The following is a 22,454-nucleotide window of genomic DNA, read 5'->3' as shown; positions in this document are numbered from 1 at the left end:
GGTAGCCGGTGCCGCGATCGCGGGGGGAACCGAAATCCTGCAAGGCACCGATATCCGAGTTGCCGGCGAAGGCGCGAAATTCGGGGTGTCGGAGGCCCGTTGGAGTCTGTACCCGATGGGGGGGTCGGCGGTCCGGCTGGTGCGTCAAATCCCCTACACGATCGCCTGCGATATTTTATTGACCGGGCGGCATATCTCCGCTGCCGAGGCCAAGCAGTTCGGGCTGATCGGGCATGTAGTGCCCGATGGTCACGCGCTGACCAGGGCGCTCGAGATCGCCGAGGTGATCAACAACAATGGGCCGCTGGCGGTTCAGGCGATCCTCAAGACCATCCGCGAAACCGAGGGCATGCACGAGAACGACGCCTTCATACCTGACACCCGCAACGGCATTCCCGTGTTCATGTCCGAGGATTCCAGGGAGGGCCCTCGCGCCTTCGCCGAAAAACGCAAACCCAACTTCCAGATGAAGTAGTGGTCCGAAGGTGACCGGGAACGCGTAGCAGGCGCCCTAGGTGTCAGGGGGCGGTGGAGCGGGCTACCGGGGTGAACGTCACGGGCATCGACTCCAGGCCCACGGCGAAGTTCGCTGGCCGTAGCGGCAACGGACCGTCGGTAGCCAAGCGCAAGTCAGGCAAGCGCCCTAACAGCTTTCGAGACATCTCACGCAACTCCAGGCGCGCGAGCTGGTTGCCGATGCAGAAGTGGGCGCCGAACCCGAACGCCAGATGATTGTTTGGCGCGCGATCGATTCTGAACTCCTCGGGCTCATCGAAAATAGACTCGTCGAAGTTGGCCGACTCGAACATCAAGAGCGCCTTGTCGCCCTTCTCAAACGAGTAGCCATAGAACTCCGCGTCGCGGGTCAAATGCCGGCACATGTTCTTGACGGGCGATGAGTACCGCAGCATCTCTTCGATGGCGGTTCCCAACAGAGTTGTGGTGTCCTCTCGTAGCCGGGCATGCTGACCAGGGTGACGTAGTAATTCGGCCCAGCCACCCGACAGCGTGTGACGGGTGGTTTCGTCGCCGGCCACCAGGAGCATCAGGATCTCCTGGAACACTTGCTCGTCGGACAGCTTCTCGCCATCGACTTCCGCATAGACCAAGGCGCTGACCATGTCGCTGGTGGCTTCAGCCTTGCGGGTGGCCACCATCCTGTTGATGTAGTCCGACAGCTGAGCGAACGACTCCATCGCCGTCGCAAGTATTTCCGGGGTTGCCGTCGAGCTCAGCGTGAGCAGGAAGTCGTCGGTCCATTTCAGGAACTTGGGGCGATCGGCTTTCTCGACACCCATCATGTTGCCGATCACGGCCATCGGCAGTGGAGCGGCAAGGTATTCGACAAAGTCGCATTCGCCGCGCTCGGCTACCTCGTCGATCAGTTCGTCGCACAGGGTGTCGATCGAGCCCACCTGGTCGAGCACGCGGCGCTTGGTGAACCCGGCACTTACGAGTTTGCGGCGCTTCATGTGTTCGGGGTCGTCGAGGTCGATCATCATCGGTAACGGCGGCATGTCTGGGCGAATGCCGCCAGCGTTGGAGAACAGGTCCGGCTGGCGTTCAGCGTCCATGATCGCCGCGTAGGTGGTGATGCCGACCAGTCCGTTGCGGTCGCGGAAGATGGGCTCATTGCCGCGCATCCAGCCGTAAGCGGACCGCGGATGTCCCAGCAGATGCGCGTAGAACTGTCCATCGGTGAAATCGAGGTCCGGTCGAATTTGAGTGGACACAGGTGTCGAGACTGCCATCTCCGGTTACCAGCCAATCTGTTCACGACGCGTGGCCAGCATGGTCACGCGCCACTGACCATACATACTTATTAAAGCGTGGGGCCAGTCCGGGGGTGAGCTTCGCGCCGCACCGCCTCGGGCAGACCACACACTATTGCTATTATGCCTAGTCATAAGACAGCGGCGGACTCTGTGACGATGCGAACGCGGTCGACGGTAAGACATCGCCACGAGATTGGGAGGAAGCCGCTTACAGACGATTTACCGAAAAGTGTTGCTGCTGAGTGGTATGCGCGAGATGCGAGGCGGCCAGCCGCTAGCCACGAGCGATGCGAAACGGCTTCGAGGGTTAGCCGAGCCACATGCGGTCTCACGAATGTGGCGCATGTCAGATCCAGGGGGTTATGTCGATGAGCGTAGCGAAATGGACGGAGGCCAGGGTTCCGGATCAAACCGGGCGGACGGCGGTCGTCACAGGCGCTAATACCGGGTTGGGCTACGACACCGCGCGGGCTTTGGCTGCGCGTGGGGCCTGGGTTGTGCTCGCGGTACGCGACCCCGCCAAGGGTAGGGCCGCCGCGGCTCGCATCCTGGCTACGTCCCCGACCGCTCAGGTCACTGTCCAGCCCCTCGACCTCGGCTCGCTGCAGTCGGTGCGAGCCGCCGCAGAGGCACTGAGCTGCGCACACCCGCGAATCGATTTGCTGATAAACAACGCCGGTGTGATGGTCCCGCCGAAACAGGTGACCCCTGACGGATTTGAATTACAGTTCGGCACAAATCATCTCGGGCATTTCGCTCTAACCGGGTTGCTGCTAGACAACCTCACAACGGTCTACGGATCACGAATCGTCGTCGTCAGCAGCAACGGGCACAAGCTGGGCGGTGCAATCCATTTTGACGATCTGCAGTGGGAGCAGCGCTACAACCGCGGCGCGGCCTACGCCCAGTCAAAGCTTGCGAATCTGATGTTCTGTTACGAGTTGCAGCGGCGTCTGGCCGCGGCAGGCAAACCGACCATCGCGGTGGCAGCGCATCCGGGTTTTACCAATTCCGAGTTGACGCGCCACGTGTGGAAACCTGTTGCTCCACTGGTGAAACTCGCTGGACCATTGGTGGGGCAAAACCCACGCATCGGTGCCCTGCCGCAACTGCGAGCCGCGACCGATCCTGAGGTACGCGGCGGACAGTACTGGGGGCCGCGTGGGCTGGGCGAGCTCAAGGGCTATCCCAAACAGGTGACGTCCAGCGCCAAGTCTCACGACACGGATGTGCAGCAACGCCTGTGGGCGGTATCCGAGAAGCTCACTGGCGTCGCCTTCGGGGTATGAGGGGCCAATGACCGAGAATTTTCATCCCGACCTCCGCAAAATCGCGCGGGTACTGCCGCGAGGCATCTTTAACCGTTACACCCTGCCGCTGCTGCGGCCCCTGACCCGGTTGCCGGCGTTGCGTACACCTAAAGGCGTCGAGGTGCTGACCCTCTCGGACCAGACGAGCGTGCGGCTGCACCAACGGCCCGCGGCTGACCAACTCGGTCCGGCGCTATTGTGGATCCACGGCGGGGGATATGTCATTGGATCGGCAGCACAGGACGATATGTTGTGCCGCCGCTTCGGGCAGCGGCTCGGTGTACCGGTCGCCGCGGTGGACTACCGTCTGGCGCCGAAGTATCCATTCCCAGCTGCGCTCGAAGACTGCTATGCGGCGCTGAAGTGGCTAGCCCGGCTGCCCGGTGTCGACCCGTCGCGCATCGTCATCGGGGGGGCCAGCGCCGGGGGCGGCCTTGCCGCGGCCCTGGCGCTGCTGGCGCGCGACCGCGGCGAGGTGACGCCACTGTTCCAGCTGCTGGTTTATCCGATGGTCGATGACCGCGCGGGCGTCGACAATCCCAATTACCGGATGTGGAACCTAAAGTGCGATCGGCTCGGGTGGGCGGCTTACCTGAAGGGTATCGACCCGGAAGCAGCAGTGCCATCACGGCGGGTCGATCTGACGGGTGTCGCGCCCGCGTGGGTGGGCGTGGGCACTCTGGATCCGCTGTACGACGAAGACGTCGAGTACGCCCGCCGCCTGCTTGCGGCTGGTGTTCCGTGCGATCTCGACATCGTTGCCGGAGCATTCCACGGATTTGACATGATCGCCCCTTCCGCCGGAGTATCTCGGGCTTTCTTCGACCGCCAGTGTGCGGCATTGCGGACGGTGTTGACAGGGTAAGTGCCATTGCCCGGAAGACCATACGCTGCCGATTAAGTGTATGGTGGTATTGGCTTCGGGGATGTCGCAGCTGTCGGCATTCCACGAGGCGTTGTCAGGGAGGCAGTTGAGCGTGACCAGCACAAATTCCGTTACGGGTGCGGGGAGCGCCGTCGGCGCATTTGCGAAGCCGATCAAAGACGCGGCGGTGCTCAATGTCGGGGCTGTGCTGCACCGACGACGGTTGGGCAAGAGCGCCTTCGCGGACGCGATCATCACCGACTACGACCCCTTGGATCCGGCCACAGCAGCGAACCCGTTTCCGGCCTACCGCAAGCTGCACCAGGGTGATCGAGTCCATTACAACCCGAGACGGGCGACGTGGATCATCAGCCGCCATAACGATTTACGCGAGGCTCTCAAGGCCACCGAGCAGATCAACAGCACGGAAGGTGTCACGCGCATCAAGTTCGCGATGCCGTTTCTCGTCTTCACCGATGGTGAGCAGCATTCGCAGTTGCGGAAGAAGGTTCAGCCCGCCTTCACCAAGCGCGCGCTGGAAAGCTGGACTCCGATGATCGACGACCTCGCCAAGACGATGGTCGCCGATGTAATCGCGAACCCAGGCTGCGATGTGGTGCGTAGATTGACGATCCCGATGCCGATGAGCATGATCGCGCATATCTTGGGTGTGCCTGACGCCGACATAGCGCAATTCAGGTGCTGGTCCGAAAATGCAGTAAAGATAATGGATTTGGCGCCTAACCTCGAGTCCGTCGGCAAATCGGTCACCGCGGTCCGCGCCGTATTCGCGCTGCGGAGCTACCTCTTGGGTCAATTCAGACACGGTGCCCTCAAGGACTCGGACACTGCGCTAGGACGTCTGGTGAACGAGAGCGCGGATGGCCCGATCACCGATGACGAATTGTTTGCCTTTGCCTTACTGCTGCTGGCGGCCGGCAACGAAACGACCACCAACCTATTGGGCGGCATCTTCGACACGCTCGCCCGCAACCCCGACCAGTACGACAAGATCCGGGAGAATCCGGAGCTCATCCCGATGGCCGTGGAGGAACAGTTGCGATACTCGTCGCCGATCCAGCACCTATACCGCAACACAGTCGCCGGCTACACCGTGGGTGATGTGACGATCCCGAGAGGGTCGCGAGTGTTGATGTCCTACGGTGCTGCGAACCGTGACCCGCGGGTTTTCGAGAATCCGGATGCTTACATTGCTGATCGCAACCCCCGCATGCACGTCGCATTCGGATATGGAGCGCACATGTGCCTCGGCGCGCCTCTAGCCCGATTGGAGGCTCAGGCTGTGCTGCGCGAACTGGTGCAAAACGTCAAACGCATCGAGCCAGTGAGTGACACCACCTGGTCGACCAACGCGTCACTGCGCGGCCCGACACATCTCTGCGTGCGGCTGAAGGGCGCATAGACGTCATCGTGGAATCGGAGGCGTCGGGCTCTCGGCCAGTGCCGATGATCGTGTCCGCATTCGGAAGTGCGATGATCAGTTAGGCGACTCGCGCCACCTCCCGAAGCCATCCCATACCTGTCGCACAACATCTGATAGGGCAAGGGTCTGCTCACGGAGACGCTCCAGCCCGGACGGTGATGCCGCAGCCTTCGCGGCGTATTGACTGAATTCCTCACCGTGGTCGGCGTCCAAGGCTGCGTGCATCGAAAACCAGGTGAGCTCGTGGTCGCTGAATCCGTAGTTCTTCTTCAGCGCCTGATAGATCCGCTGGCAGTATTCCGCATTCGGCACTTCGACGCTCAATCCGTATGCGGTCAGTTCTACATAGAAATCTTCCGGGGCGATCACACGGCCCTGCGGTGTTTCCTGACCCACCGGCGCCGAAAGTTCTGACGCTTGTTGCGGATTCACGTCGAAAGCTTGAAGGAAGTCGAGGAAGACATCCATGTGACACTTGTTGACGCCAGAAATCCGGCCCGTCTCCTCCTCGAAAAGATTCTCTGCCAGCTCCCGACGCACGACGGGGTCGTCAGGACTATTGGCGTAAAAATTGCCGAGGATGAAGCGGCCGTTGCGGGTGGCCGCATAGAACACTTTGGCCCACGCGCCGATCTGCTCACGGGACGCCATGCCGGCCTCGATGTCGTTGAGGATGCCGGCGTCGAGCATCGACGCCTTTTCGCGTCTGATCTCGCTATTTAACTGCTCGAGGAAGGATTTGACTTCCGCCGCGGTCATGGTCGCTCCTTGAACTTAAATTTGATTATGGCATCATAACTATATGCTTGAGCACGACCTGTCATCAAGTGTCTTGGCTGTTGTTCGCTTGGCGAAAGTGATCGAGATTGTTCTGGGCCAGCTCGACTTGACGGTAAATCAGTTCAGGCTGCTGACGCTGGCCGACGAGGGTATGCCGACTTCGCAAGAGGTAAGCATCAGGCTGGTCAGCAAGCCGCCAAACGTCACAGTGATGAGTAACGCGATGGTCCGTCGAGGTCTCATGGTTCGCGGGCGCGGCTCTACCGACGGCCGTAACGTGGCCCTACGGTTGACAAACGAAGGGAACGATTTGCTTGCGCAAGCGCGCCAACGGTGCTCAGCGGCATTTCGTTTTCTTGCCGTCGAGTTCGGCGGTCAACAGGACGTCGACGAACTGTTCGCGACTCTAGAAGCGTGGATACCCGCCTTGGATGCAGCTGCGGACCGATTGCACAATGTGGCCGCCGTTGCGGCGGCCGATAAGGCCCCTCTTGACCACCGATTGTTGCAGGAAGTGGCTGACCAGGGTGCGAGCCATCGTGCCGCAGGCCGCGCGGGACAGGCCGGCAGTTGAACGAGATGTTCGAGTGTGGAGCCGCTGTTCGATCAACAACTGTCGTCAGAACTGTCGTTAACTCCCTGAGACGGACGACAGCACGCGCGGTGCTGAGTTCATGACGCCGAGGGTGAATCCTAACCGGCGCGGCGATCGGTGATATCACGGATGGCATCGGCCACTCTCGCCAGCGATCGGAAGCTTGCTTCTGGAATGCGCTCGGAGACCTTCGCCGCGGCGAGCATGCGACCTCGCGCTGATCGCGGTCGTGGGCATGCTTTACCTCAAGCCTGACGACCTTAGCCACGCGTCGGGCGCGAACCTCGACATCGCCATGATCGTCGGCTATTTCGTCAACAGCTTCACCTTGGAAGGGCGACCCGCGGCGCTGACGCAGGATCCGACACGGGAATCGACGCTTGAGCCGCACCGGAACCGGGCCTCGACGCCGCCATACGGTTTCGGTTGAGTGTATGCTCAGTTGGGTTCGACGCCGTGCCAGTTGCTTGCCGGGAGAAGGCGCCAATGTCTGAAAGTATGTTGCCGCGTGATCCCGATCTATTCGACTTGTTGCGTGCGAACCGCGACCTGATCCCGGCCGCGATAGACGAGAATCTGCGGTGGGGTAATCCTGTGCAGTGGGCACGAACTGGGCTGACTCCATACGAAGTGGATGGTACCGAGATCCCAGCTCAGGCCAGGGTGGCGCTGTTCTTCGCCGGGGCGAACCGCGACCCGGAACGGCACAAGGATCAGGACACGTTCGGTGTCTATCGAAGACGCAGAGCCATATGGGCTTTGGGCAGGGCCCGCGCATGTGCATCGGTTCCGGACCCGCGCGCCTGAAGGCCAAGGTCGCGTTGAACTGCCTGTTCGGCCGAGTCAAGCGCATCGAACGTGCCCGAAAGTACACGTGGACCGCCAACCCGTCCCTGTTGGGGCCAACCCGCCTGCCGATGCGCGGAGTAGCCGCGTGAACCGGACAACGCCCGACCCATCGATGGAGGATGCAGTGGCAACCAAAGAGCAATTCGTCGGGGTGGACAGTCCTGGCCGGTTGGTGCGCGGAAGGCGGCAGGTCGCATGGTGCGCGCTTGCCGTCGCGGTAGTCGCACTCGTCGCGATCCACGCCCGAACCGGTGCCGTCTCGGAGCGAATTCGGAATCCGGACCTCAAAGGCGCACCGCGCCCCGTGAGTTACCTATTCGGCTTGAGCGGTTCGATGTGGCTGACGATCCTTCAAATCGCGACTGTGGTCGCGGTGGTGGCGCTGCTAGCGGTTTCCATCGTTGTATGGCGACGCCAGCCTGGGCATCCACTTCTGTTGATAGGAATCGCCACAACGGCAATCGTGTGGCAGGACCCAATCTTGAACTGGGCGCTGTATTTTGGTGTACAACCCGCAGCTCTGGCACTGGCCTGAAGACTGGCCGTTGGTCTCGCTGTCGCCGACGGTCGAGCCGTTCCTTGTCATCGGTTACGTGTTCATCCTCGCGGCCCCGTATTTCCCGGCGATCTGGACTCTTCGCAAGATTCAATCCCGCCGGTCCGTCGAATCGTTCGTGTGGCGTCATCCGTTGGTCTCCTTGGCAGGACTCGTCTTCGTCTTCGGCTTCGTGATGGACGCTGTCCTTGAGATTGTCATGATTCGCACCGGGCTTTACAGCTACTCGCAAGTGATTCCGTTCGGCTCCGTTTTCGTGGGAACCCCATTCCAGTTTCCCTTGCTGTGGGAGTCGTTATGCGTGACGTTCGTGATGATTCCCATTGGCATCCTCCGTCTACCGCGACGACACCGGCCGCACCGTGGCGGAGAAACTGGCGCGGCGGGCAAAGATTTTTCCCGGTCGGCCCGTTCTGGGCAGCTTTGTCACCGATGGTGGCCATCCTGAACGCGGTCTACCTTTTCGGCTGCGGAGGGTGGTTTACCGTCATCAAAATGACGGAGGCCGCGACCGCGGTGGCGTGTCCATGGCCCTACCCCGAAGCCAAAGTCTATGACCCGCAGGGCTTTTACGAACGCAGCGGTCAGCCCGGGCCCTACTTCGCCGGGCTCATGTCGACCTGGATGAGTGGTCAGTCCGAAGGAAGACCCCACGGGCATGCACCGGCCGGCGGCGGCAGATGCACAGCACAAGGCCCCGAACTTCGATAGCCACGTTTGGCGTGGAAGGAAATCTCCACTGAAGTTGTAGATACCGCCTGCCACCGGGACTTGGTGGCGCGCCGATGGAGCAGTAGATCAGAGGCTCAGGTATGTGCGGGGTCTCTCGATGACGGCATCCGGTACACGTTTGGTGGCGAGCGTGCGACGACAGTTTTGACGACAACGCTGCGACAGTAGCGCGTCAAACTCACCTACGACACCGCTGCGTGGCTGCTAAACGGCCCGTTCACATGTTTCTGCCCGGCCCTGGCAGTGTGGGGGTCAGGGGGTTCGAGTCCCCTTAGCTTCACCGAAATAATGGCAGCCCGCTGCCTCAGCCGGGCAAAATGAACATCCCACTCGGTTCGTCGGCAGCGAGGTGCCACAGTCTCAGTCCGCACACAGTCCGTAGAGCACCCAACGGCAGTCGCTGGCGACCATGATCAACCAACACTTAAACACGTTGTTGCCGAATGGATTACGCGTACTTTCCAATGATTTCCAAATACTGCCGTTAATTACAAAAGCACAGGTCAAGCACTCTCATAATCCGTTGGTCGCGGGTTCGAGCCCCGCCCGCCCCACCGTATTTCCCCTGGTCAGCGCCTCGCAGGGGCATTCCCGTGCAATTGAGAGCCCGTTATTCGCGGCGTCGTCGCGGCGTGGAGCGCAGAGCGTGTGCAGAGCGTGTGCCGCTAGCAAACTGGGCACCGCCGCCGGGGTACACGCCGGGGCGCGGCGACCGTGTGACTGGTGTGACGTGAGCTTCTACACCCGCGGTAAACCCAAGGTTGGGATTGAACGCCCGGCGTGTCGCCGGAATCCCCGCGCCGCGACCACCTCAGCGACCCTGCGGCTGGCGGCTCGACGAGCGGTAGGAACGAAGCCAGCAGCAAGACCGCGGCGCCGACGATCACTAGTCCCAGCGCGAGGGCGTTGCCGAGCCCCCGTTTCATCGCGATGTCCGCCCTCCCGAATCCCGGATTACCTAATAGCCGCAGCCGCATTGGCAGATTTTGAAGGGGACCTTGGCTTTGGCTTTCACCGAAGTCGCCCGCTGAGTGCCTCGACGCGCTTAGTTCGCCAGCCGGTCTGTCGATCCGCAGGCGCACGCCGCCGAACGGGATCGCAAGTGGATCAGACGTGGACATGGTCGGCCCCGGCCTTCGTGTCGGCGTTGTGGGGCTCGACTCGCTCGTGGACGTGAGCAGCCGGTGTGCGGTCGATCAACAGACTGAGCAGTTCGGGCCTGCTGTAGTGGCCGATGGCATCCATCTTCGACTTACGCTGGTCGATCAACGAGAAGTCGAGATCGGCGATCACAACGCCCTCGCCGGAACGCAAGGGCGTAGCTAGCAATTCGCCAAGAGGTGACACGATCGCGGTGAAGCTGCCGCCCGATATCGGGCCGATCGGCGCCCCGGTGTCGGCCATGATCTGCGCTTGCTGATCGGCATCCAGCCAGCCGGTGGAGTTGACAACGAAACTGCCCGATTCGAGTGCGTGATTGCGGACGCTCAACTCGGTCTGCTCCGCGAAAAGCGGACCGCCGAACGAGCCCGGCCACATCGCTGCGTGAATCTGCTCACCGTCAGCGATGACGGCATAGCGTGCCAGCGGGTAGTAATGCTCCCAGCACGCCAACTGGCCGATCCGCCCCACGGCGCTGTCGACGGCCGCAAGACCGGAGGCATCCCCCCGTCCCCACACCATCCGTTCGTGGAAGGTGGGCAGTATCTTTCGACGGCGCTGGATGAGGGTGCCATCGGCATCGAAGAGGAGCTGCGTGTTGTAGAGCGTGCCGCCATCGCGTTCATTCACACCGATGGACACCACGATTCCCGCTTGCCTGGTCGCATCGGCGATGACGTCGACTGTGGGCGACGGTATGGTCACGGCCTGATCGATCAGCCTCAGTTGCTCAGCGGCCAGCTCGAAAGGTCTTTGGACAAAGGAGAAGTAGGGATAGTACGGCACGATCGTCTCGGGGAAGACAGCGAATCCTACGTCCTGGCGCCCGAGTTCGGCGATCTTGTCGACAACCTTCTGAGTGGTGCCATCACGGCTGTATAGCACCGGGCTCATCTGTACTGCAGCCGCTCTTACCGTAGTCATTTCATTCACCCTTCATGCGCAGGTACTCGACTAGAACAAGGTGACGGGAAGGCAATCCATTCCTGAGTATTGTAGACTGTACTCAGCATCACAAAAGCGTCGTTGGCACCGCTGTGAGGCCGCACAAAAGGAGAACACTATGCAAATCGAGGGGACTACTGTCAGCCCCACGGCATTCACCGCTGCGGCGGTCGCCGTAGCACGGTCGGCGGCGCCCGCGCCCATTCCGCCATCGATGATCTGCGAGGTCTATCTGCACGGATTTGTGCCGTATCTGCTCGAAGGGCACTGATGTCGACCTCACGCCGCATCTTTTTCGCCGGCGCCTCCGGGGTCATCGGCCAGCGACTGGTGCCGTTGCTGCGGAACGCCGGTCACACCGTCGGTGCGATGACGCGCTCGCCGGAGAAGGCCGGCCGGTTGGCCGCCACCGGTGCGCAACCGATCGTCTGTGATGTATTCGACCGTCAGGCGCTCACGGCCGCCGTTCAGGCGTTCGCGCCCGACCTCATACTTCACGAGCTGACAGATCTTCCCGACGATCTGAAAGACTTACCCGAGGATTCGAAAGTCAATGCGCGAATACGCGTCGAAGGCACCCGTAATCTGATCGAGGCATCAAAAGGCTTGGGCTACATCAAGATCGTGGCCCAGAGCGTTGCATGGACCGTGCAACCCGGCGCGGAAGCCGCCGCTGTCGCAGCACTCGAAGAGGCGGTGCTCGCCGTGGACGGTGTCGTCATCCGGTACGGCTTCCTCTACGGTCCTGGCACCTACTTCGAACAGTCGCGTCCCAACGCACCACGCGTGCACATCGATACGGCCGCCTCTCGGACTCTCGAAGCGATCGAGGCACCTCCGGGCATCGTGACCGTCGTTGACAGCGAATGACCGGATGAACATCTGCGTCTTCCTATCCTCCGCCGACCTCGCCGAGCGCTACACGCGGCCCGCCCGAGAATTCGCCGAGCTCATCGGCAACGGCGGACACGGTTTGGTGTGGGGTGGATCCGACACTGGTCTGATGAAGGTCGTCGCCGATGGCGTTCGGGAGACCGGCGGGCGGCTCGTCGGCATCTCGGTCGAGTTGCTGCGGGAGTTCGCGAGGAAGGACGCCGACGAGATGGTGTTCGCGAAGGACCTCGCCGAGCGCAAAGCGTTGCTGATCGAGCGCGCGGACGCGATCGTCGTGATGGCAGGCGGCCTCGGCACGCTCGACGAGGCGACGGACGTCCTGGAGCAGAGGAAGCACAAGCTGCACGACAAGCCGGTCGTGCTGCTGAACACGGCCGGGTTTTACGACGGTTTGACGATTCAGCTCCAGCGAATGGACGAGGAACGTTTCCTTCCGGTGCCCATCATCGATCTGGTCTTCATCGCCGACGACGGCGCCGAAGCCCTCGCCTACTTGGAAGGTCTGATCCGCGAAGCTAATTGAACGATCTCGGGCGCCGCGCTAAGCGCTGTCGGCCGGTTGCAGAAGACGCTGTACCGCGCGTCGGGCGTCGACGGCGGGCGCCACTCGGTGCTGGACCGTGCAAAACTCACCGAAACTGCCGTAGCTAGCAGCCGCGCGCAGATCCCGCCCCGGCGTTTTACCGGCGACCGAGGGTGACACTAGGTCGTATCGAACCCGAATCGTAGCCGCACCGGCTACGCCTAAGTTTCCCGTCTAGCAGGCATTTTGCGCCAATTCAGCCAACGGTTTCTCCTGGTCGGAAGCGCGCCGAAAAGGGACTCATAATCCGTTGGTCGCGGGTTCGAGCCCCGCCCGCCCCACACTGAATGTGAATTACCTCGGCTGATGCCTGACATTTCGTCGTCGGGTGATGCTTGACGGTGTTTCGGCTGATGCTTGACAGCTACTTCGGCTGATCCTTGACAGTCCCTGGATGACGGAATTGAGCGTGGCTCAGCAGCGATATCAGGCCTTGTTGTCGGTCATTAGTGATGGGTTGGCGATCTGGCAGGTCGCCAGGAAGGTCGCGGTGTCGCGTCAGACGCTGCACGCCTGATTGGCCTTACCTACCGCAAACCATTGGATCACCAAAAGTCCGGGACGGACTGAAACGCCCTGATGACAACAAGATTCACCGAACTGCCCCAACGTCACGAGCGGGGGGATCAGATCCGGTCGGACGGCTTGGCGGCCTTCTTCATCAGCTCGGCCATGTAGTCCCGGAATTCCCGGGAACCGGTCACGACCGCTTGCAGGTCGTTGCTGGCCTGCTGATGCGTCCGGAAGCCCATGTTCTCCCACGCCCGCAGGATCCCGGCCTTGGTTGCTTGCAACGTGATCAGTGGTGCCTTGGCGATCTGCGCCGCAAGCTCCTCTACCTCCGCCTCGAGTCGATCGCGCGGCACGACTCGGTTCACCAAACCGAACTCGAGAGCCTGCCCGGCGGTGATCTTCTGCGCGGTGTAGAGGTACTCGGCGGCTCGCTTGTAATTCATGAACACCCACGGTTCGAACATCGTCTCCGAACCGGGCAGGCCGAATCCCGGAACGAGCGGCATTTGGAACCAGGCGTCGTCGCTGCAGACCGTGATCTCCGGAATGAGCGCCCAGGTAGTGCCGCCGCCAATGGCGTACCCGTGCACTTGCGCGATGACCGGCTTGGGAAACTCCCAGAGCTTCAGGACAGGCCACAGAAACAACTGCGCCGCCGAGCGCCATATTTTCCCGGACGCCTCGCTCTCGGCCTTGAATTCGGGATAGCTGCCGTCGGGAATGTGACCCGAGCAGAACCCCTTGCCGTTCGCTTTGATGATGACGACCTTGATGTCGTAGTCGTACTGCGCGTCATCGAGCGCCTCGCTGACGCTGTGGACCATCTCGGAAGTCTGGGCGTTGGCGCGATCCGGATTGTCCAAGATGATGCGAGCTATTGCTCCATCCTTCTCGTATACGACGTGGTCCATCTTCCGCGTCTCCACAAATAACCTCCTGAAGCTCATTGGCCGGGTCCCCGAGGATGCTAGAGCATAGTAGTGCTATTAAACATTTTCTGTAATAGTGTTCCGCACGGAGGGTGGTGTCGATGACAACGACGGACTTGCGCTGGGATCCGTTCGACCGTGCCCTGCATAAGGACCCGTACGCGGTCTGGAAACGGTTGCGCGACGAAGCGCCTGTTTACTACAACCCGGATTACGACTTCTACGCCCTCAGCCGGTTCGACGACGTGATGACGGCATCGCTGGACACCGAATCTTTCTCGTCGAAGCACGGCATCATCCTCGACACGATCAGCGAAGAACCTCTGCCCGCGCCCCAGCCGATGATCATGATGGATCCTCCCGACCACACCTGCTTGCGGAAGATGGTCAACCGCACGTTCTTTCGTAGCCGGATTGCTCAGCTGGAAGACCGCGTCCGCGAATTGTGCAGGGGCTATCTGGATCGATACGTCGGCACCGGCGGATTCGACTACGTTCAGAACTTCTCCGCCAAGCTGCCGGTGATGGTGATCAGCTCGCTCCTCGGCTTCCCCGAGGAGGACCACGACAACCTGCGCGAGTGGTCGGACGCGCAACTGCATCGCGAGGAAGGGAGCACGGAACTCAGCGCCGCGGGAATGGAGGCCTCGGCGAATCTCTACGGCTATTACCAACAGCAGATCGAACTGCGCCGCCAACACAGTACGACGGACATTGTCAGCGATCTGATGAATTCCGACGTCGTCTTGCCCGATGCGCAACCACGCCGGCTGGATGACGGCGAACTGTTGATGTTCATCGCGATGATCAACGTCGCGGGCAACGAGACGGTCGCCAGACTTCTCGGTTGGGCGGCACTCACGCTGGCGCGCAACCCGGAGCAGCGAGCGAAGTTGGTGACGGATCCCGGATTGATCGGCGGCGCGGTGGAGGAACTGCTGCGATACGACGCGCCGTCCCCAGTCCAGGGGCGTTTCGCCCTGCGCGACACCACCTTCCACGGCAGGGTGATTCCGGCCGGAGCGAAGGTGGTCCTGCTGACCGGCTCGGCGGGTCGCGACGAGCGTCAGTACGAGCGCCCGGACGTCTTGGACGTGACGCGAACCGGGATCCGCCACGTCAGCTTCGGACACGGCTCCCACTTCTGCCTGGGTGCGGCGCTGGCCCGGCTGGAGGCCCGGGTGGCGCTGGAGGAGACGCTGAAGCGCTTCCCTCAGTGGGAGGTCGACGAGGCCAACGTCGAGTACGTCCACACCAGCTCAGTGCGCGGTCCGGCCAGCGTCCCCATCGCGCTGTAGATGAGTGTCAAACCATATGGCCGAGGAACGCGTTAGCCAGGTTCGAGAGGTCGTTCGAGGAAGCGTGATTAGTTCCAACAATTGCGACGAGGCGCCTGCGCACTGGCGCACCGGAAGGGGTAGCCGATGACCGTAATTGAAGACGCAGGCGAGTCGAAGATGACTGGAAAGGTGCCGCCTCGCTATGCGTGCGGTGAGACGTTCGTCCCCAAAGGCCGCTACATCGATCCCGAGTTCTTGCAACTCGAACTCGACCATCTCTTCACACAGGTGTGGCAAACGGCGTGTCGGGAGGAGGAGATTCCCGACCCCGGAAGTTACTCCGAATACACGATCGGCCGGCAATCGATCATGGTGGTGCGGCAGAAGGACAGGAGCATCAGGGCCTTTTACAACGCGTGCACCCACCGCGGCATGAAGGTGGTGCGGGGACAAGGATGCGCGGTCGACGGCGAGCTACGCTGTGGGTTTCACGGCTGGCGGTACGCGCTCGACGGCCGCTCGTCGTTCGTCCCGTGCCGTGACGAGTTCCTCAACCGACCAAGGGAGCAGTGGGCGCTGCGCCCGCTGTCGGTAGGGACGTGGGGCGGTTGGGTGTTCATCAGCATGGCCGAGAATCCGCCGGATCTGCTCGACTGGCTCGACCCGCTTCCGACAGCGCTCGCGCCCTTCCGGTTACAGGACATGCGTTTCCGCTGGCGCAAGCGAACCCCGTTGGCCGCCAATTACAAGACCGTCATCGACGCGTTCATCGAGGGTTACCACTCGCCCGGCACGCACCCGCAGACGGTGCGGAGCGATCAGGGCGTGCGGCCCTCGACCGAGCCTGCGGCACCCCACGAGTTTGTCTACGCGCCGTACACACCAACCACCGTGTACCGGAACCACTCGCGGTTCACCTACACCGTGCGGCCCGACAGCAACCGCGGCGCAGCACGCGCGGAGCGGGAGGCATCGCCGGAGATCTTCGCGAACGGGATGCAGTACCAGTTCCTCGAGGTCAATTCCCTTGTCACCGAGCGTGATTACCGGGTCGCACAGCAAATGGCCGGTATGGAACCCGGTCCCATCCCGCCATTCATGGTCTATCACCAGATGTGCGAGGAATTGGCCATTGCCGAGGGTGTCGACTACCCGAAGATGTCGATGGAGGAGTACTTCGCGGGCAACGGTGACTGGCATGTCTTTCCCACCCTGGTCATCCTCGTGGAGAAGTCCTGCGTGCTCGGCTATCGCATGCTCCCCGACGCAGAAGACCCGAATCGGTGTGTGTTCGAGATGTTCTCGCTGGAACACTTCGCGCCTGGTGAGGTTCCGGAGTCCAGCTGGCTCGAGTTCGAGCGTTGGCAGGACCATGATGGCTGGGGCGAACTGCCCACGCAGGACCTCGTGAACATCGACGCGATTCACGCGGGTATGCACTCGCGCGGATTCGAGGGGCTCTGGCTCAACACCAACCAGGAGATGTCGATCCGCAACGAGCACCGCATCGCGGACCGTTTCATCTTCGGCGTCGATGATTGCTGACGAGATCCACTCCGCGACGATGATCCGCCCTGGTGGACGAACCGTATGCCTACATGATGATTGATGAGCTGTTCCGGGAAGAACAGGGCCCAGCAACCAATTACCTTGTCGGAGAGAGTAGTTATGCCAGTAATGCAACAAGGTGACCTTGAGATCGCTTATGAGATCATCGGCGAAGGTGAGCCATACATACTTACCGGTGGCGGCCGCTTCAGCAAGGATGCTGGGGGAGTTCGCGAGATGGCCGAAGCGCTCGCTGATCGGGGTAAGCAAGTAGTGATTTACGATCGACTCAACTGTGGCGCGTCAGCGGTGTGTTTCGAAGGCAGCTCGGAGTCGGTGATGCAGGCCGATTCACTCGCCCGGCTCATCGTAGATTTGGACCTCGGACCGACGGTGTTGGTCGGCGGCTCCGGAGGGGCGCGGATCTCATTACTCGCTGCGGCGCGAAACCCCAAAATTGCTCGTGCCGTTGTGATGTGGTGGGTCAGCGGCGGAGCGTTCGGCACTATGTCGCTGGCCGAGGTGTACAACTTTCCCTCGATCCGGGCGGCGTGGAACGGAACCATGGCCGATGTAGCCGCCCTTCCCACGTGGGCCGAGGTCATCGAACGCAACCCCCGTAACCGCGACCGATTCCTTGCGCAGGACAAGCATAAATTCATAGAAACGATGGAACGGTGGGCTCATGCTTACTGCGCATGCGGCAACCCACTAGTGGCGGGGCTTTCGGATGAGGAAGCCGCAGCGATCACCCTTCCCATACTCGTATTTCGCAGCGGTGAAAGCGATTACTATCACACCCGCGCGACGTCGGAACGCCTAGCCGCGAATCTGCAGAATGCACATCTCGTCGATCCCGTCTGGGGAGACCGGGAGTTCCTCGACCGATTCGAGGCCAGCCGGGACCGTGGAGAGTCAGTCTGGGCGAACTGGAAGCAGCTCGTACCCCAAATCGTCTCTTGGACAGACGAGGTGCTCGGCTGACGAATTTCGTGAGGTCTGATTAATTCGGAAGCCCTATGGCGAGGGTTGGTAGCGACAACGAGATTGCACGCCTGGCCACGGCCGCCTAGACCGTGCGCTGGGTCTTGCACGGGCGGTCGACAACTGACATGGGGCCCAGCGTGCCGAGATCAAGACACATCCCGCAGTCGGGCATCGTCGGGACCCGCGCGTCGAAAATCAGCGGGGCGGTGAATCGAGCTGAATGGCATGGCTGCAGCTAGCTCGCGGTTGTCTGTGGTGCAAATCCTGACGAGGACGCGTACGACGCGCCTCGCGAAGTTCATGGTGCGGATGGCGCCTCGGTGCCGTACCACCGGGTGACGTCGTCTCCCCGTTCGTAGCGGTTAAACCACTCGTCGGCGAGCGCGGGTAGTCGCTCGTCAGCGGGATCGAAGAACGGATTCTGGCTCAGGATTAGGCCGCGCAACGCCGCGATCTTGTCTTTCCTGCTGACATCGGTCAGCATGTCGGCGACCGGCGAGCTGTCTGGACGGTCGCGCCTGGCTAACTTGTATAGCAATTGACGGATGCGCCATGACGCCGACATCGATCGGGCATCGAGGACCCTCTCGCTGGCCGGCACGTAGGCATTGATGCCGTCTACATAGAGCGGAACGAGGGTGGCCATGATGTGGTGGATGACGCTCGGCGCGACGCGGAGGCGATAGAACGGCTTGCCAACGACGGCATTGAAGATGATTAGCGCCGAACTGCGGTGCTCGATCTCTTCGACCATGTGCCACAACAACAGTGACGCGACGCGGTCGTCGCCGGGCCGGAACATCTTGTCGTCGTTGTCGAGCAGGAACCGAAACGATGGGGTGAAGGTGGCCTCCAGATTGGCGATGTACGCCAATCGATAGGCCAATGACCTAACCTTCGTCATCTCGTCGTAGGAGGCCATGATCGCATCCAGGGTGTTCTGCAGGCCCGGGTATCGGCTTATCAATGCACCGATGTGCTGTCGATGGGCGCTGGCGTGTTGCGCCTCCTGGCGCAGGAACGCATTGGCTTCTGCGGCCACCTCGGAGTCGGTGAAGTGCGGTCTAGCCTCCTTGACGGCTTCGACGATCATCTTCTCGAAGCAGATCGCGGTGAATGACATCAGGTTGACGGCATGCGAGAAGGCAGGGTTGTCCGGATGCCATACCACCGGAACGGGTTCGGAGAAATCGAATCGCAGCCGGCGCACTCTCAGATCGGGCATTGGTGGCTCCTGCGGTACCTCACTGGCCGAACGTCTGACTGGGGAGATGTCAACGTCTGTGGTTAGCCGAGGGCGACGCCGAGTTGCTCGGCGATCACCTTGATCATGTGCTGAACCGCAATTTCGTTGCGGCCGATGAGCATGTGGTCATGCTGGGCCATGCGGACCGCTTCCCCACACTGCGGCAACATGGCGAAGTCCTCGTCGCGGACCGCGGCGTGGACGGCGGCAAAGATGGCGTCGTAGCCGGCGCGTGTCTCGTCGTTCGTCGCGGGATAGCGGGCCATCCAGGTGTGGCGCACCGTGCACCTGGTGGGTGAGCCAGCTGGCAGCATGTCGATGATCTCCACTCCGACCGAGCTGTTGGCCAGGATCAGGTTGGGGTAGATCCAGTAAATGAGGCCCATGTTGTCGCGGACGTCCCAGGAGCCGCTCGGATCTTCGGCGAGCTTGGTGATCCAGTGGAACGGAAACCCGATGCGGTGGTGCTTGCCGTACTCGTCGTAGATGTGAGTGTTGGGTAGTGCGTTGATCCCGATGAGACTCTCGCCGTGCACGAACGGGAAATGGTAGCCCTCAGCGAAAGCCTCCAAGGCTCCCTTCCAGGACACCTCAGAGTCGAATTCGCGAAAGTCGTGGTAACCGAATGAGTCGTACTTCAACTGTGCCAACTGAGGTGCTACCTCTCCCAGGTGCGCGTTCACGTCAATGACACCGCCGGCGGTGAGCACCGCCCAGATGAAGCCGTACTTTTCCTCGTTCGGCAACTCCACGAGTCCGTAGTCGGCGAACTCCACCCCGGCGAATCCCGATTTGCCCGGGACGGTAACCAATGCGCCGGTGTTCTTGTAGGTCCACGAGTGGTACGGGCAGGTAAAGCGGGTGGCATTGCCCGATCCGCAGGCAGGCATGGCCCCACGGTGCCGGCAGTAGTTGAGGAAAACGTGGCTGGTCCCGTCCTTGTCGCGGGTGATCAACAGCGACTGGCCGAGCACTGAGCGGACGACGTAATCGTTGGCGTTGCGGACCTGCGCACTCGGCAGCACCGCAAGCGGTGTTCGGCGCAAGATTTGTGACTCCTCGATCTCGGTCAGCTTGGCGTCGTTGTAGTAGTTCAGTGGCACGCGTAGCACGTCCTCGGCCAAGTCGGTGGTCTTGTCCAGCACCACCTTCAGCGCGCGCCGTGTCAGGGCGTCGTCGATCAGGTCGTACCCCAAGCGGCCATCGGTGACTGTCACAATCGATCCCTCCGGGTGGTCGTCGGAATACGCCCTACCGTTGTATTGACAAGACACTAACGCGACTATGTATGGTCGTGCCAGCCGCATCTTGGAGGCATGCCATGAACACTTGCACCGCGGAGTTCGCGCGGCTGTCAGCCGGCCTGGGGGGATTGCAGTGTGACGGCAACCCGATCATCACCTTCACCAATCCGCTCGATCTGCAAAGTTGGACGATGCCCGTCATTGAACTGCTGCTCATCGCCAGCGCGGTGGCGTCGTTGCTGCACGCGTTGTGGTGGCGGCGAACCACGACGGAGTCCTCGAACCTGGTGTTATGGATCTGCTCGATTTTCAGCCTGCTGCTGATCGAGCCGATCGCCTACTTTCCGCAGTGGTTCGGGCTCGAGAAACTGATGGGTCTGACCTTTGTGCACAACCAGTTCTCTGTGCAGTTCCTCTACGACCGCTTACCGCTGTACATCGTGGCGATGTACCCGGCGTACGCGTATCTGGCCTGGGTTCTGGTGCAGCGCACCGGGGTTCTGCGCCGCTATCATCCGGCCATCGGCGCGGCGTGTGTGGCATTCGTCTTTCATTGTCTCTACGAGATCGTGGATACCGTTGGCGTGCAGTTCCGATGGTGGGTGTGGAACCAGGAGCTTTCGACGTCGCAGCCCGCATTGGGAGTCGTCCCGCTGGTGAACCTTCAGGCCTTCTCCATCGGGCTACCGTTCGGTCTGGCTCTGTTGACACTGTTGGTGTCACGGATGCGCAGTGGTCGGCGGCGACTGTTGCGTGACGTCGTCATCGTCTGCGTCTGCGTGTGGCCCTTGCAGTTCCTGTTTTCGGCGCCCGCGACGTTGATCGACCTGACGGGCGCGTCGATCGAGACCGGACGGCTGGTCGGGACATGGTTGCTGATCGCCGTGTGCGGCGTGGTGACGTTGTGGGTGTTCGTCGCGTCATACCGTTCGCGTATCACCGATCCGGCGTCGGTGCCCGCCGTGGTGCGTAGAGATTACTTCGGACTCATCAGCGCGGTGGTGTATCTGATTGCGTGCGTGGCGTTTTGGGCTGCTGCCCTGCCGGACTACATTGCGGCCACCCACGGGGTGACTGCCGGCGGTGCACCAACTGGATCGTTCTCGTATGCGGTCGTGACGTTCGTGCTGTCGATCGCGGTGGTCATCGGCGCGTATGCGGCGACGACGGGCACTGGATCGGTAGCAGGAGATATCGGTGCCGATCCACGTCGAGCCGCGACCGCTTAACCGGGCCGCGGCCGCTATTGCCGAATCAGGAACGAACGTGCGTGTTACCGCGCCTAGTGCGCTCACTCGGGCGGCGCTTGCGGTGATGCGTGATCGCCGGAGCAACCCACTCACGCAGGTAGTCCCGCAGCTGTTCAGCGTCGCGAACGGGGTGCGCAGGATCAATGACGAGGGACTGGAGCACGCGCAACATGTGTTCGACCAATCGGTCGAGGGTCTCATCGTCGAAGCCTGCCGCCCTCCAATCGACTTCGAATCGGTCGATCATCAGCCGACCGAATGACCGCGCCACATCGGAGGTCACACCCGCGAAGAACGCCCCCTTCTGATCGGAGGTGAGCAGCAGGCCGAGGTACTTCTCCTGGGGTAACTGTTCGAGTGCATGGGCGATCGCCTCGATGACCGCCTCCGCGGGATCGTGGATGCCGGCCAGGTGCCGCGTCAGGCCATCGAGGAAAGGCCCAGCATCTGACACCGCCGTGGCCACCAAGAGGTCCTCGGCGCTGGGGAAGTAGCGGTAGACCGTCTGCCGGGTCACGCCAAGGTCGCGTGCGACGTCGGTCAGTCGCATGCCGATACCGCGGGCATCGATGGCGCGTCGTGCCGCCCCAAGGATCCGCTCGACGGCTTCCTCGTCGCTTTTGGGCGGGGCGCCTTGCCAACCGTGCGTCCGCACCGGCTACCTGGCCCGCCGAGGCGAGTGACCGTTCATGCCATCCTCCTACGCTAAGCGACTACCGTTCGTCAGGGGTCGCCGCCGCCTTCCCTCAATCGAAACGTCGCACACCAGGCTCCGGTGCCGACCGCCCTGTACCAGCCGCTAGACAAGTAGGCGAATCTACAACAGGCCGTCGCCCGCCCTCGGGTGATGCTTGACGTTTCGGCTTCGGGTGATGCCTGACAGTGTTTCGGTTGATCCTTAACACTCCCCGCGAGCCTCTTGGAGTTGCGGCGGTCGCGTCGGTATTGGGGCACCGCGGCGGCTGGTG

26 protein-coding genes and 1 pseudogene are annotated in these 22,454 nt (G+C 61.7%); 19 read left to right on the top strand and 8 right to left on the bottom strand.

What is annotated here, in order from left to right; translation table 11 throughout:
* The coding region (locus tag A5686_RS03800) for an enoyl-CoA hydratase-related protein (RefSeq protein ID WP_197520466.1) at positions 1 to 475 on the top strand (475 nt) is incomplete at its 5' end.
* Between the two features lie 43 nt (positions 476 to 518).
* Here the strand turns inward: A5686_RS03800 and A5686_RS03795 are convergent.
* Entirely contained in the window at positions 519 to 1,751 is a 1,233-nt protein-coding gene (locus A5686_RS03795; protein WP_067931250.1) for a cytochrome P450, read from the bottom strand.
* A 392-nt stretch (positions 1,752 to 2,143) separates the two neighbouring features.
* Here A5686_RS03795 and A5686_RS03790 point away from each other — a divergent pair, with 392 nt between their 5' ends.
* From A5686_RS03790 to A5686_RS03780, 3 genes are all read left to right on the top strand, one after another.
* A complete protein-coding gene (locus A5686_RS03790) occupies positions 2,144 to 3,064 on the top strand; it encodes an SDR family NAD(P)-dependent oxidoreductase (RefSeq protein WP_156749917.1) in 921 nt (306 codons plus the stop codon).
* A gap of 7 nt (positions 3,065 to 3,071) precedes the next feature.
* Complete coding sequence (locus A5686_RS03785; protein ID WP_067931246.1) at positions 3,072 to 3,950, top strand: alpha/beta hydrolase; 879 nt, start codon at positions 3,072 to 3,074, stop codon at positions 3,948 to 3,950.
* Positions 3,951 to 4,011: 61 nt separating this feature from the next.
* Positions 4,012 to 5,373: a cytochrome P450 gene (locus A5686_RS03780; RefSeq protein ID WP_082947472.1), complete on the top strand. Its 1,362-nt coding sequence runs from the start codon at positions 4,012 to 4,014 to the stop codon at positions 5,371 to 5,373.
* A gap of 75 nt (positions 5,374 to 5,448) precedes the next feature.
* Here A5686_RS03780 and A5686_RS03775 read toward each other — a convergent pair whose 3' ends face one another.
* Positions 5,449 to 6,153 carry an iron-containing redox enzyme family protein gene (locus A5686_RS03775; RefSeq protein WP_067931244.1) on the bottom strand — a complete coding sequence of 235 codons (705 nt, stop codon included), beginning with the start codon at positions 6,151 to 6,153 and terminating at the stop codon, positions 5,449 to 5,451.
* A 43-nt stretch (positions 6,154 to 6,196) separates the two neighbouring features.
* Between A5686_RS03775 and A5686_RS03770 the strand changes: the two genes are divergently transcribed.
* From A5686_RS03770 to A5686_RS28325, 7 genes are all read left to right on the top strand, one after another.
* Positions 6,197 to 6,748: a hypothetical protein gene (locus A5686_RS03770; protein ID WP_067931241.1), complete on the top strand. Its 552-nt coding sequence runs from the start codon at positions 6,197 to 6,199 to the stop codon at positions 6,746 to 6,748.
* Between the two features lie 250 nt (positions 6,749 to 6,998).
* Entirely contained in the window at positions 6,999 to 7,199 is a 201-nt protein-coding gene (locus A5686_RS03765) for a hypothetical protein (protein ID WP_067931238.1), read from the top strand.
* Between the two features lie 56 nt (positions 7,200 to 7,255).
* Positions 7,256 to 7,576 carry a hypothetical protein gene (locus tag A5686_RS27025; RefSeq protein WP_156749916.1) on the top strand — a complete coding sequence of 107 codons (321 nt, stop codon included), beginning with the start codon at positions 7,256 to 7,258 and terminating at the stop codon, positions 7,574 to 7,576.
* A complete protein-coding gene (locus tag A5686_RS28340) occupies positions 7,522 to 7,707 on the top strand; it encodes a hypothetical protein (RefSeq protein ID WP_067931235.1) in 186 nt (61 codons plus the stop codon). Before A5686_RS27025 ends, A5686_RS28340 begins: the two co-directional genes overlap by 55 nt.
* A 35-nt stretch (positions 7,708 to 7,742) precedes the next feature.
* Complete coding sequence (locus A5686_RS28335; RefSeq protein WP_369829670.1) at positions 7,743 to 8,153, top strand: spirocyclase AveC family protein; 411 nt, start codon at positions 7,743 to 7,745, stop codon at positions 8,151 to 8,153.
* On the top strand, positions 8,122 to 8,622 hold the full coding sequence (locus A5686_RS28330; protein WP_369829669.1) for a spirocyclase AveC family protein: 501 nt from the start codon (positions 8,122 to 8,124) through the stop codon (positions 8,620 to 8,622). Before A5686_RS28335 ends, A5686_RS28330 begins: the two co-directional genes overlap by 32 nt.
* Before the next feature lie 47 nt (positions 8,623 to 8,669).
* Positions 8,670 to 8,885: a hypothetical protein gene (locus tag A5686_RS28325; protein ID WP_369829668.1), complete on the top strand. Its 216-nt coding sequence runs from the start codon at positions 8,670 to 8,672 to the stop codon at positions 8,883 to 8,885.
* A gap of 1,128 nt (positions 8,886 to 10,013) precedes the next feature.
* On the opposite strand, the gene A5686_RS03750 is transcribed toward A5686_RS28325, so the two are convergent.
* The gene (locus A5686_RS03750) at positions 10,014 to 10,991 is read right to left on the bottom strand and encodes a nitrilase-related carbon-nitrogen hydrolase (protein WP_067931233.1); all 978 of its coding nucleotides are present in this window, start codon (positions 10,989 to 10,991) and stop codon (positions 10,014 to 10,016) included.
* 139 nt (positions 10,992 to 11,130) lie between these two features.
* Here A5686_RS03750 and A5686_RS27020 point away from each other — a divergent pair, with 139 nt between their 5' ends.
* From A5686_RS27020 to A5686_RS27015, 4 genes and pseudogenes are all read left to right on the top strand, one after another.
* Complete coding sequence (locus A5686_RS27020) at positions 11,131 to 11,283, top strand: hypothetical protein (RefSeq protein ID WP_156749915.1); 153 nt, start codon at positions 11,131 to 11,133, stop codon at positions 11,281 to 11,283.
* On the top strand, positions 11,283 to 11,882 hold the full coding sequence (locus tag A5686_RS03745; protein ID WP_067931230.1) for an NAD(P)-dependent oxidoreductase: 600 nt from the start codon (positions 11,283 to 11,285) through the stop codon (positions 11,880 to 11,882). Before A5686_RS27020 ends, A5686_RS03745 begins: the two co-directional genes overlap by 1 nt.
* Positions 11,883 to 11,886: 4 nt before the next feature.
* Positions 11,887 to 12,429, top strand: a complete 543-nt coding sequence (locus tag A5686_RS03740; RefSeq protein ID WP_067931227.1) for a TIGR00730 family Rossman fold protein — start codon at positions 11,887 to 11,889, stop codon at positions 12,427 to 12,429.
* 454 nt (positions 12,430 to 12,883) lie between these two features.
* Positions 12,884 to 13,003: pseudogene (locus tag A5686_RS27015) on the top strand (IS481 family transposase); the annotation flags it as partial.
* A gap of 112 nt (positions 13,004 to 13,115) precedes the next feature.
* On the opposite strand, the gene A5686_RS03730 reads toward A5686_RS27015, so the two are convergent.
* Positions 13,116 to 13,868 (bottom strand): enoyl-CoA hydratase/isomerase family protein, encoded by a 753-nt coding sequence (locus tag A5686_RS03730; RefSeq protein WP_369829673.1) that lies wholly within the window; start codon positions 13,866 to 13,868, stop codon positions 13,116 to 13,118.
* 8 nt (positions 13,869 to 13,876) lie between these two features.
* Positions 13,877 to 13,930, bottom strand: a complete 54-nt coding sequence (locus A5686_RS28320) for a hypothetical protein (protein ID WP_369829672.1) — start codon at positions 13,928 to 13,930, stop codon at positions 13,877 to 13,879.
* 102 nt (positions 13,931 to 14,032) lie between these two features.
* Between A5686_RS28320 and A5686_RS03725 the strand changes: the two genes are divergently transcribed.
* The 3 genes from A5686_RS03725 (at position 14,033) to A5686_RS03715 (ending at position 17,743) form a co-directional block, all read left to right on the top strand.
* The gene (locus tag A5686_RS03725) at positions 14,033 to 15,229 is read left to right on the top strand and encodes a cytochrome P450 (RefSeq protein ID WP_067931288.1); all 1,197 of its coding nucleotides are present in this window, start codon (positions 14,033 to 14,035) and stop codon (positions 15,227 to 15,229) included.
* A 126-nt stretch (positions 15,230 to 15,355) separates the two neighbouring features.
* Positions 15,356 to 16,756 carry a Rieske 2Fe-2S domain-containing protein gene (locus A5686_RS03720; RefSeq protein ID WP_067931220.1) on the top strand — a complete coding sequence of 467 codons (1,401 nt, stop codon included), beginning with the start codon at positions 15,356 to 15,358 and terminating at the stop codon, positions 16,754 to 16,756.
* 63 nt (positions 16,757 to 16,819) lie between these two features.
* Positions 16,820 to 17,743 (top strand): alpha/beta fold hydrolase, encoded by a 924-nt coding sequence (locus A5686_RS03715; RefSeq protein WP_231986279.1) that lies wholly within the window; start codon positions 16,820 to 16,822, stop codon positions 17,741 to 17,743.
* Positions 17,744 to 18,044: 301 nt separating this feature from the next.
* Here A5686_RS03715 and A5686_RS03710 read toward each other — a convergent pair whose 3' ends face one another.
* Entirely contained in the window at positions 18,045 to 18,971 is a 927-nt protein-coding gene (locus tag A5686_RS03710) for a metal-dependent hydrolase (RefSeq protein ID WP_067931215.1), read from the bottom strand.
* A 62-nt stretch (positions 18,972 to 19,033) separates the two neighbouring features.
* A complete protein-coding gene (locus A5686_RS03705) occupies positions 19,034 to 20,209 on the bottom strand; it encodes an SRPBCC family protein (protein ID WP_231986278.1) in 1,176 nt (391 codons plus the stop codon).
* A 104-nt stretch (positions 20,210 to 20,313) separates the two neighbouring features.
* On the opposite strand from A5686_RS03705, the gene A5686_RS03700 reads away from it, so the two are divergent.
* Positions 20,314 to 21,465, top strand: a complete 1,152-nt coding sequence (locus tag A5686_RS03700; protein ID WP_067931213.1) for a hypothetical protein — start codon at positions 20,314 to 20,316, stop codon at positions 21,463 to 21,465.
* 25 nt (positions 21,466 to 21,490) lie between these two features.
* Here the strand turns inward: A5686_RS03700 and A5686_RS03695 are convergent, their stop codons facing one another.
* Positions 21,491 to 22,141, bottom strand: coding sequence for a TetR/AcrR family transcriptional regulator (locus tag A5686_RS03695; protein WP_067931209.1), 651 nt, complete (start codon positions 22,139 to 22,141; stop codon positions 21,491 to 21,493).
* Positions 22,142 to 22,454 lie beyond the last annotated feature (313 nt).

This window comes from Mycobacterium sp. E2479, assembly GCF_001667925.1.
Taxonomy (GTDB): domain Bacteria; phylum Actinomycetota; class Actinomycetes; order Mycobacteriales; family Mycobacteriaceae; genus Mycobacterium.
Note: the sequence above shows the minus strand (reverse complement) of the source record. Positions and strands in the feature narration are given on the sequence as shown.

What these genes read in the sequence shown, in the direction of transcription:
- A5686_RS03725 (WP_067931288.1), top strand. Translation starts at nt 14,033, where the DNA reads ATGACAACGACGGACTTGCGCTGGGATCCGTTCGACCGTGCCCTGCAT.
- A5686_RS03790 (WP_156749917.1), top strand. Translation starts at nt 2,144, where the DNA reads ATGAGCGTAGCGAAATGGACGGAGGCCAGGGTTCCGGATCAAACCGGG.
- A5686_RS27020 (WP_156749915.1), top strand. Translation starts at nt 11,131, where the DNA reads ATGCAAATCGAGGGGACTACTGTCAGCCCCACGGCATTCACCGCTGCG.
- A5686_RS03745 (WP_067931230.1), top strand. Translation starts at nt 11,283, where the DNA reads ATGTCGACCTCACGCCGCATCTTTTTCGCCGGCGCCTCCGGGGTCATC.
- A5686_RS27025 (WP_156749916.1), top strand. Translation starts at nt 7,256, where the DNA reads ATGTCTGAAAGTATGTTGCCGCGTGATCCCGATCTATTCGACTTGTTG.
- A5686_RS03775 (WP_067931244.1), bottom strand. Translation starts at nt 6,153, where the DNA reads ATGACCGCGGCGGAAGTCAAATCCTTCCTCGAGCAGTTAAATAGCGAG.
- A5686_RS03715 (WP_231986279.1), top strand. Translation starts at nt 16,820, where the DNA reads ATGAGCTGTTCCGGGAAGAACAGGGCCCAGCAACCAATTACCTTGTCG.
- A5686_RS03740 (WP_067931227.1), top strand. Translation starts at nt 11,887, where the DNA reads ATGAACATCTGCGTCTTCCTATCCTCCGCCGACCTCGCCGAGCGCTAC.
- A5686_RS03750 (WP_067931233.1), bottom strand. Translation starts at nt 10,991, where the DNA reads ATGACTACGGTAAGAGCGGCTGCAGTACAGATGAGCCCGGTGCTATAC.
- A5686_RS28340 (WP_067931235.1), top strand. Translation starts at nt 7,522, where the DNA reads ATGGGCTTTGGGCAGGGCCCGCGCATGTGCATCGGTTCCGGACCCGCG.
- A5686_RS03785 (WP_067931246.1), top strand. Translation starts at nt 3,072, where the DNA reads ATGACCGAGAATTTTCATCCCGACCTCCGCAAAATCGCGCGGGTACTG.
- A5686_RS03710 (WP_067931215.1), bottom strand. Translation starts at nt 18,971, where the DNA reads ATGCCCGATCTGAGAGTGCGCCGGCTGCGATTCGATTTCTCCGAACCC.
- A5686_RS03700 (WP_067931213.1), top strand. Translation starts at nt 20,314, where the DNA reads ATGAACACTTGCACCGCGGAGTTCGCGCGGCTGTCAGCCGGCCTGGGG.
- A5686_RS28325 (WP_369829668.1), top strand. Translation starts at nt 8,670, where the DNA reads ATGACGGAGGCCGCGACCGCGGTGGCGTGTCCATGGCCCTACCCCGAA.
- A5686_RS03795 (WP_067931250.1), bottom strand. Translation starts at nt 1,751, where the DNA reads ATGGCAGTCTCGACACCTGTGTCCACTCAAATTCGACCGGACCTCGAT.
- A5686_RS03770 (WP_067931241.1), top strand. Translation starts at nt 6,197, where the DNA reads ATGCTTGAGCACGACCTGTCATCAAGTGTCTTGGCTGTTGTTCGCTTG.
- A5686_RS03720 (WP_067931220.1), top strand. Translation starts at nt 15,356, where the DNA reads ATGACCGTAATTGAAGACGCAGGCGAGTCGAAGATGACTGGAAAGGTG.
- A5686_RS03780 (WP_082947472.1), top strand. Translation starts at nt 4,012, where the DNA reads ATGTCGCAGCTGTCGGCATTCCACGAGGCGTTGTCAGGGAGGCAGTTG.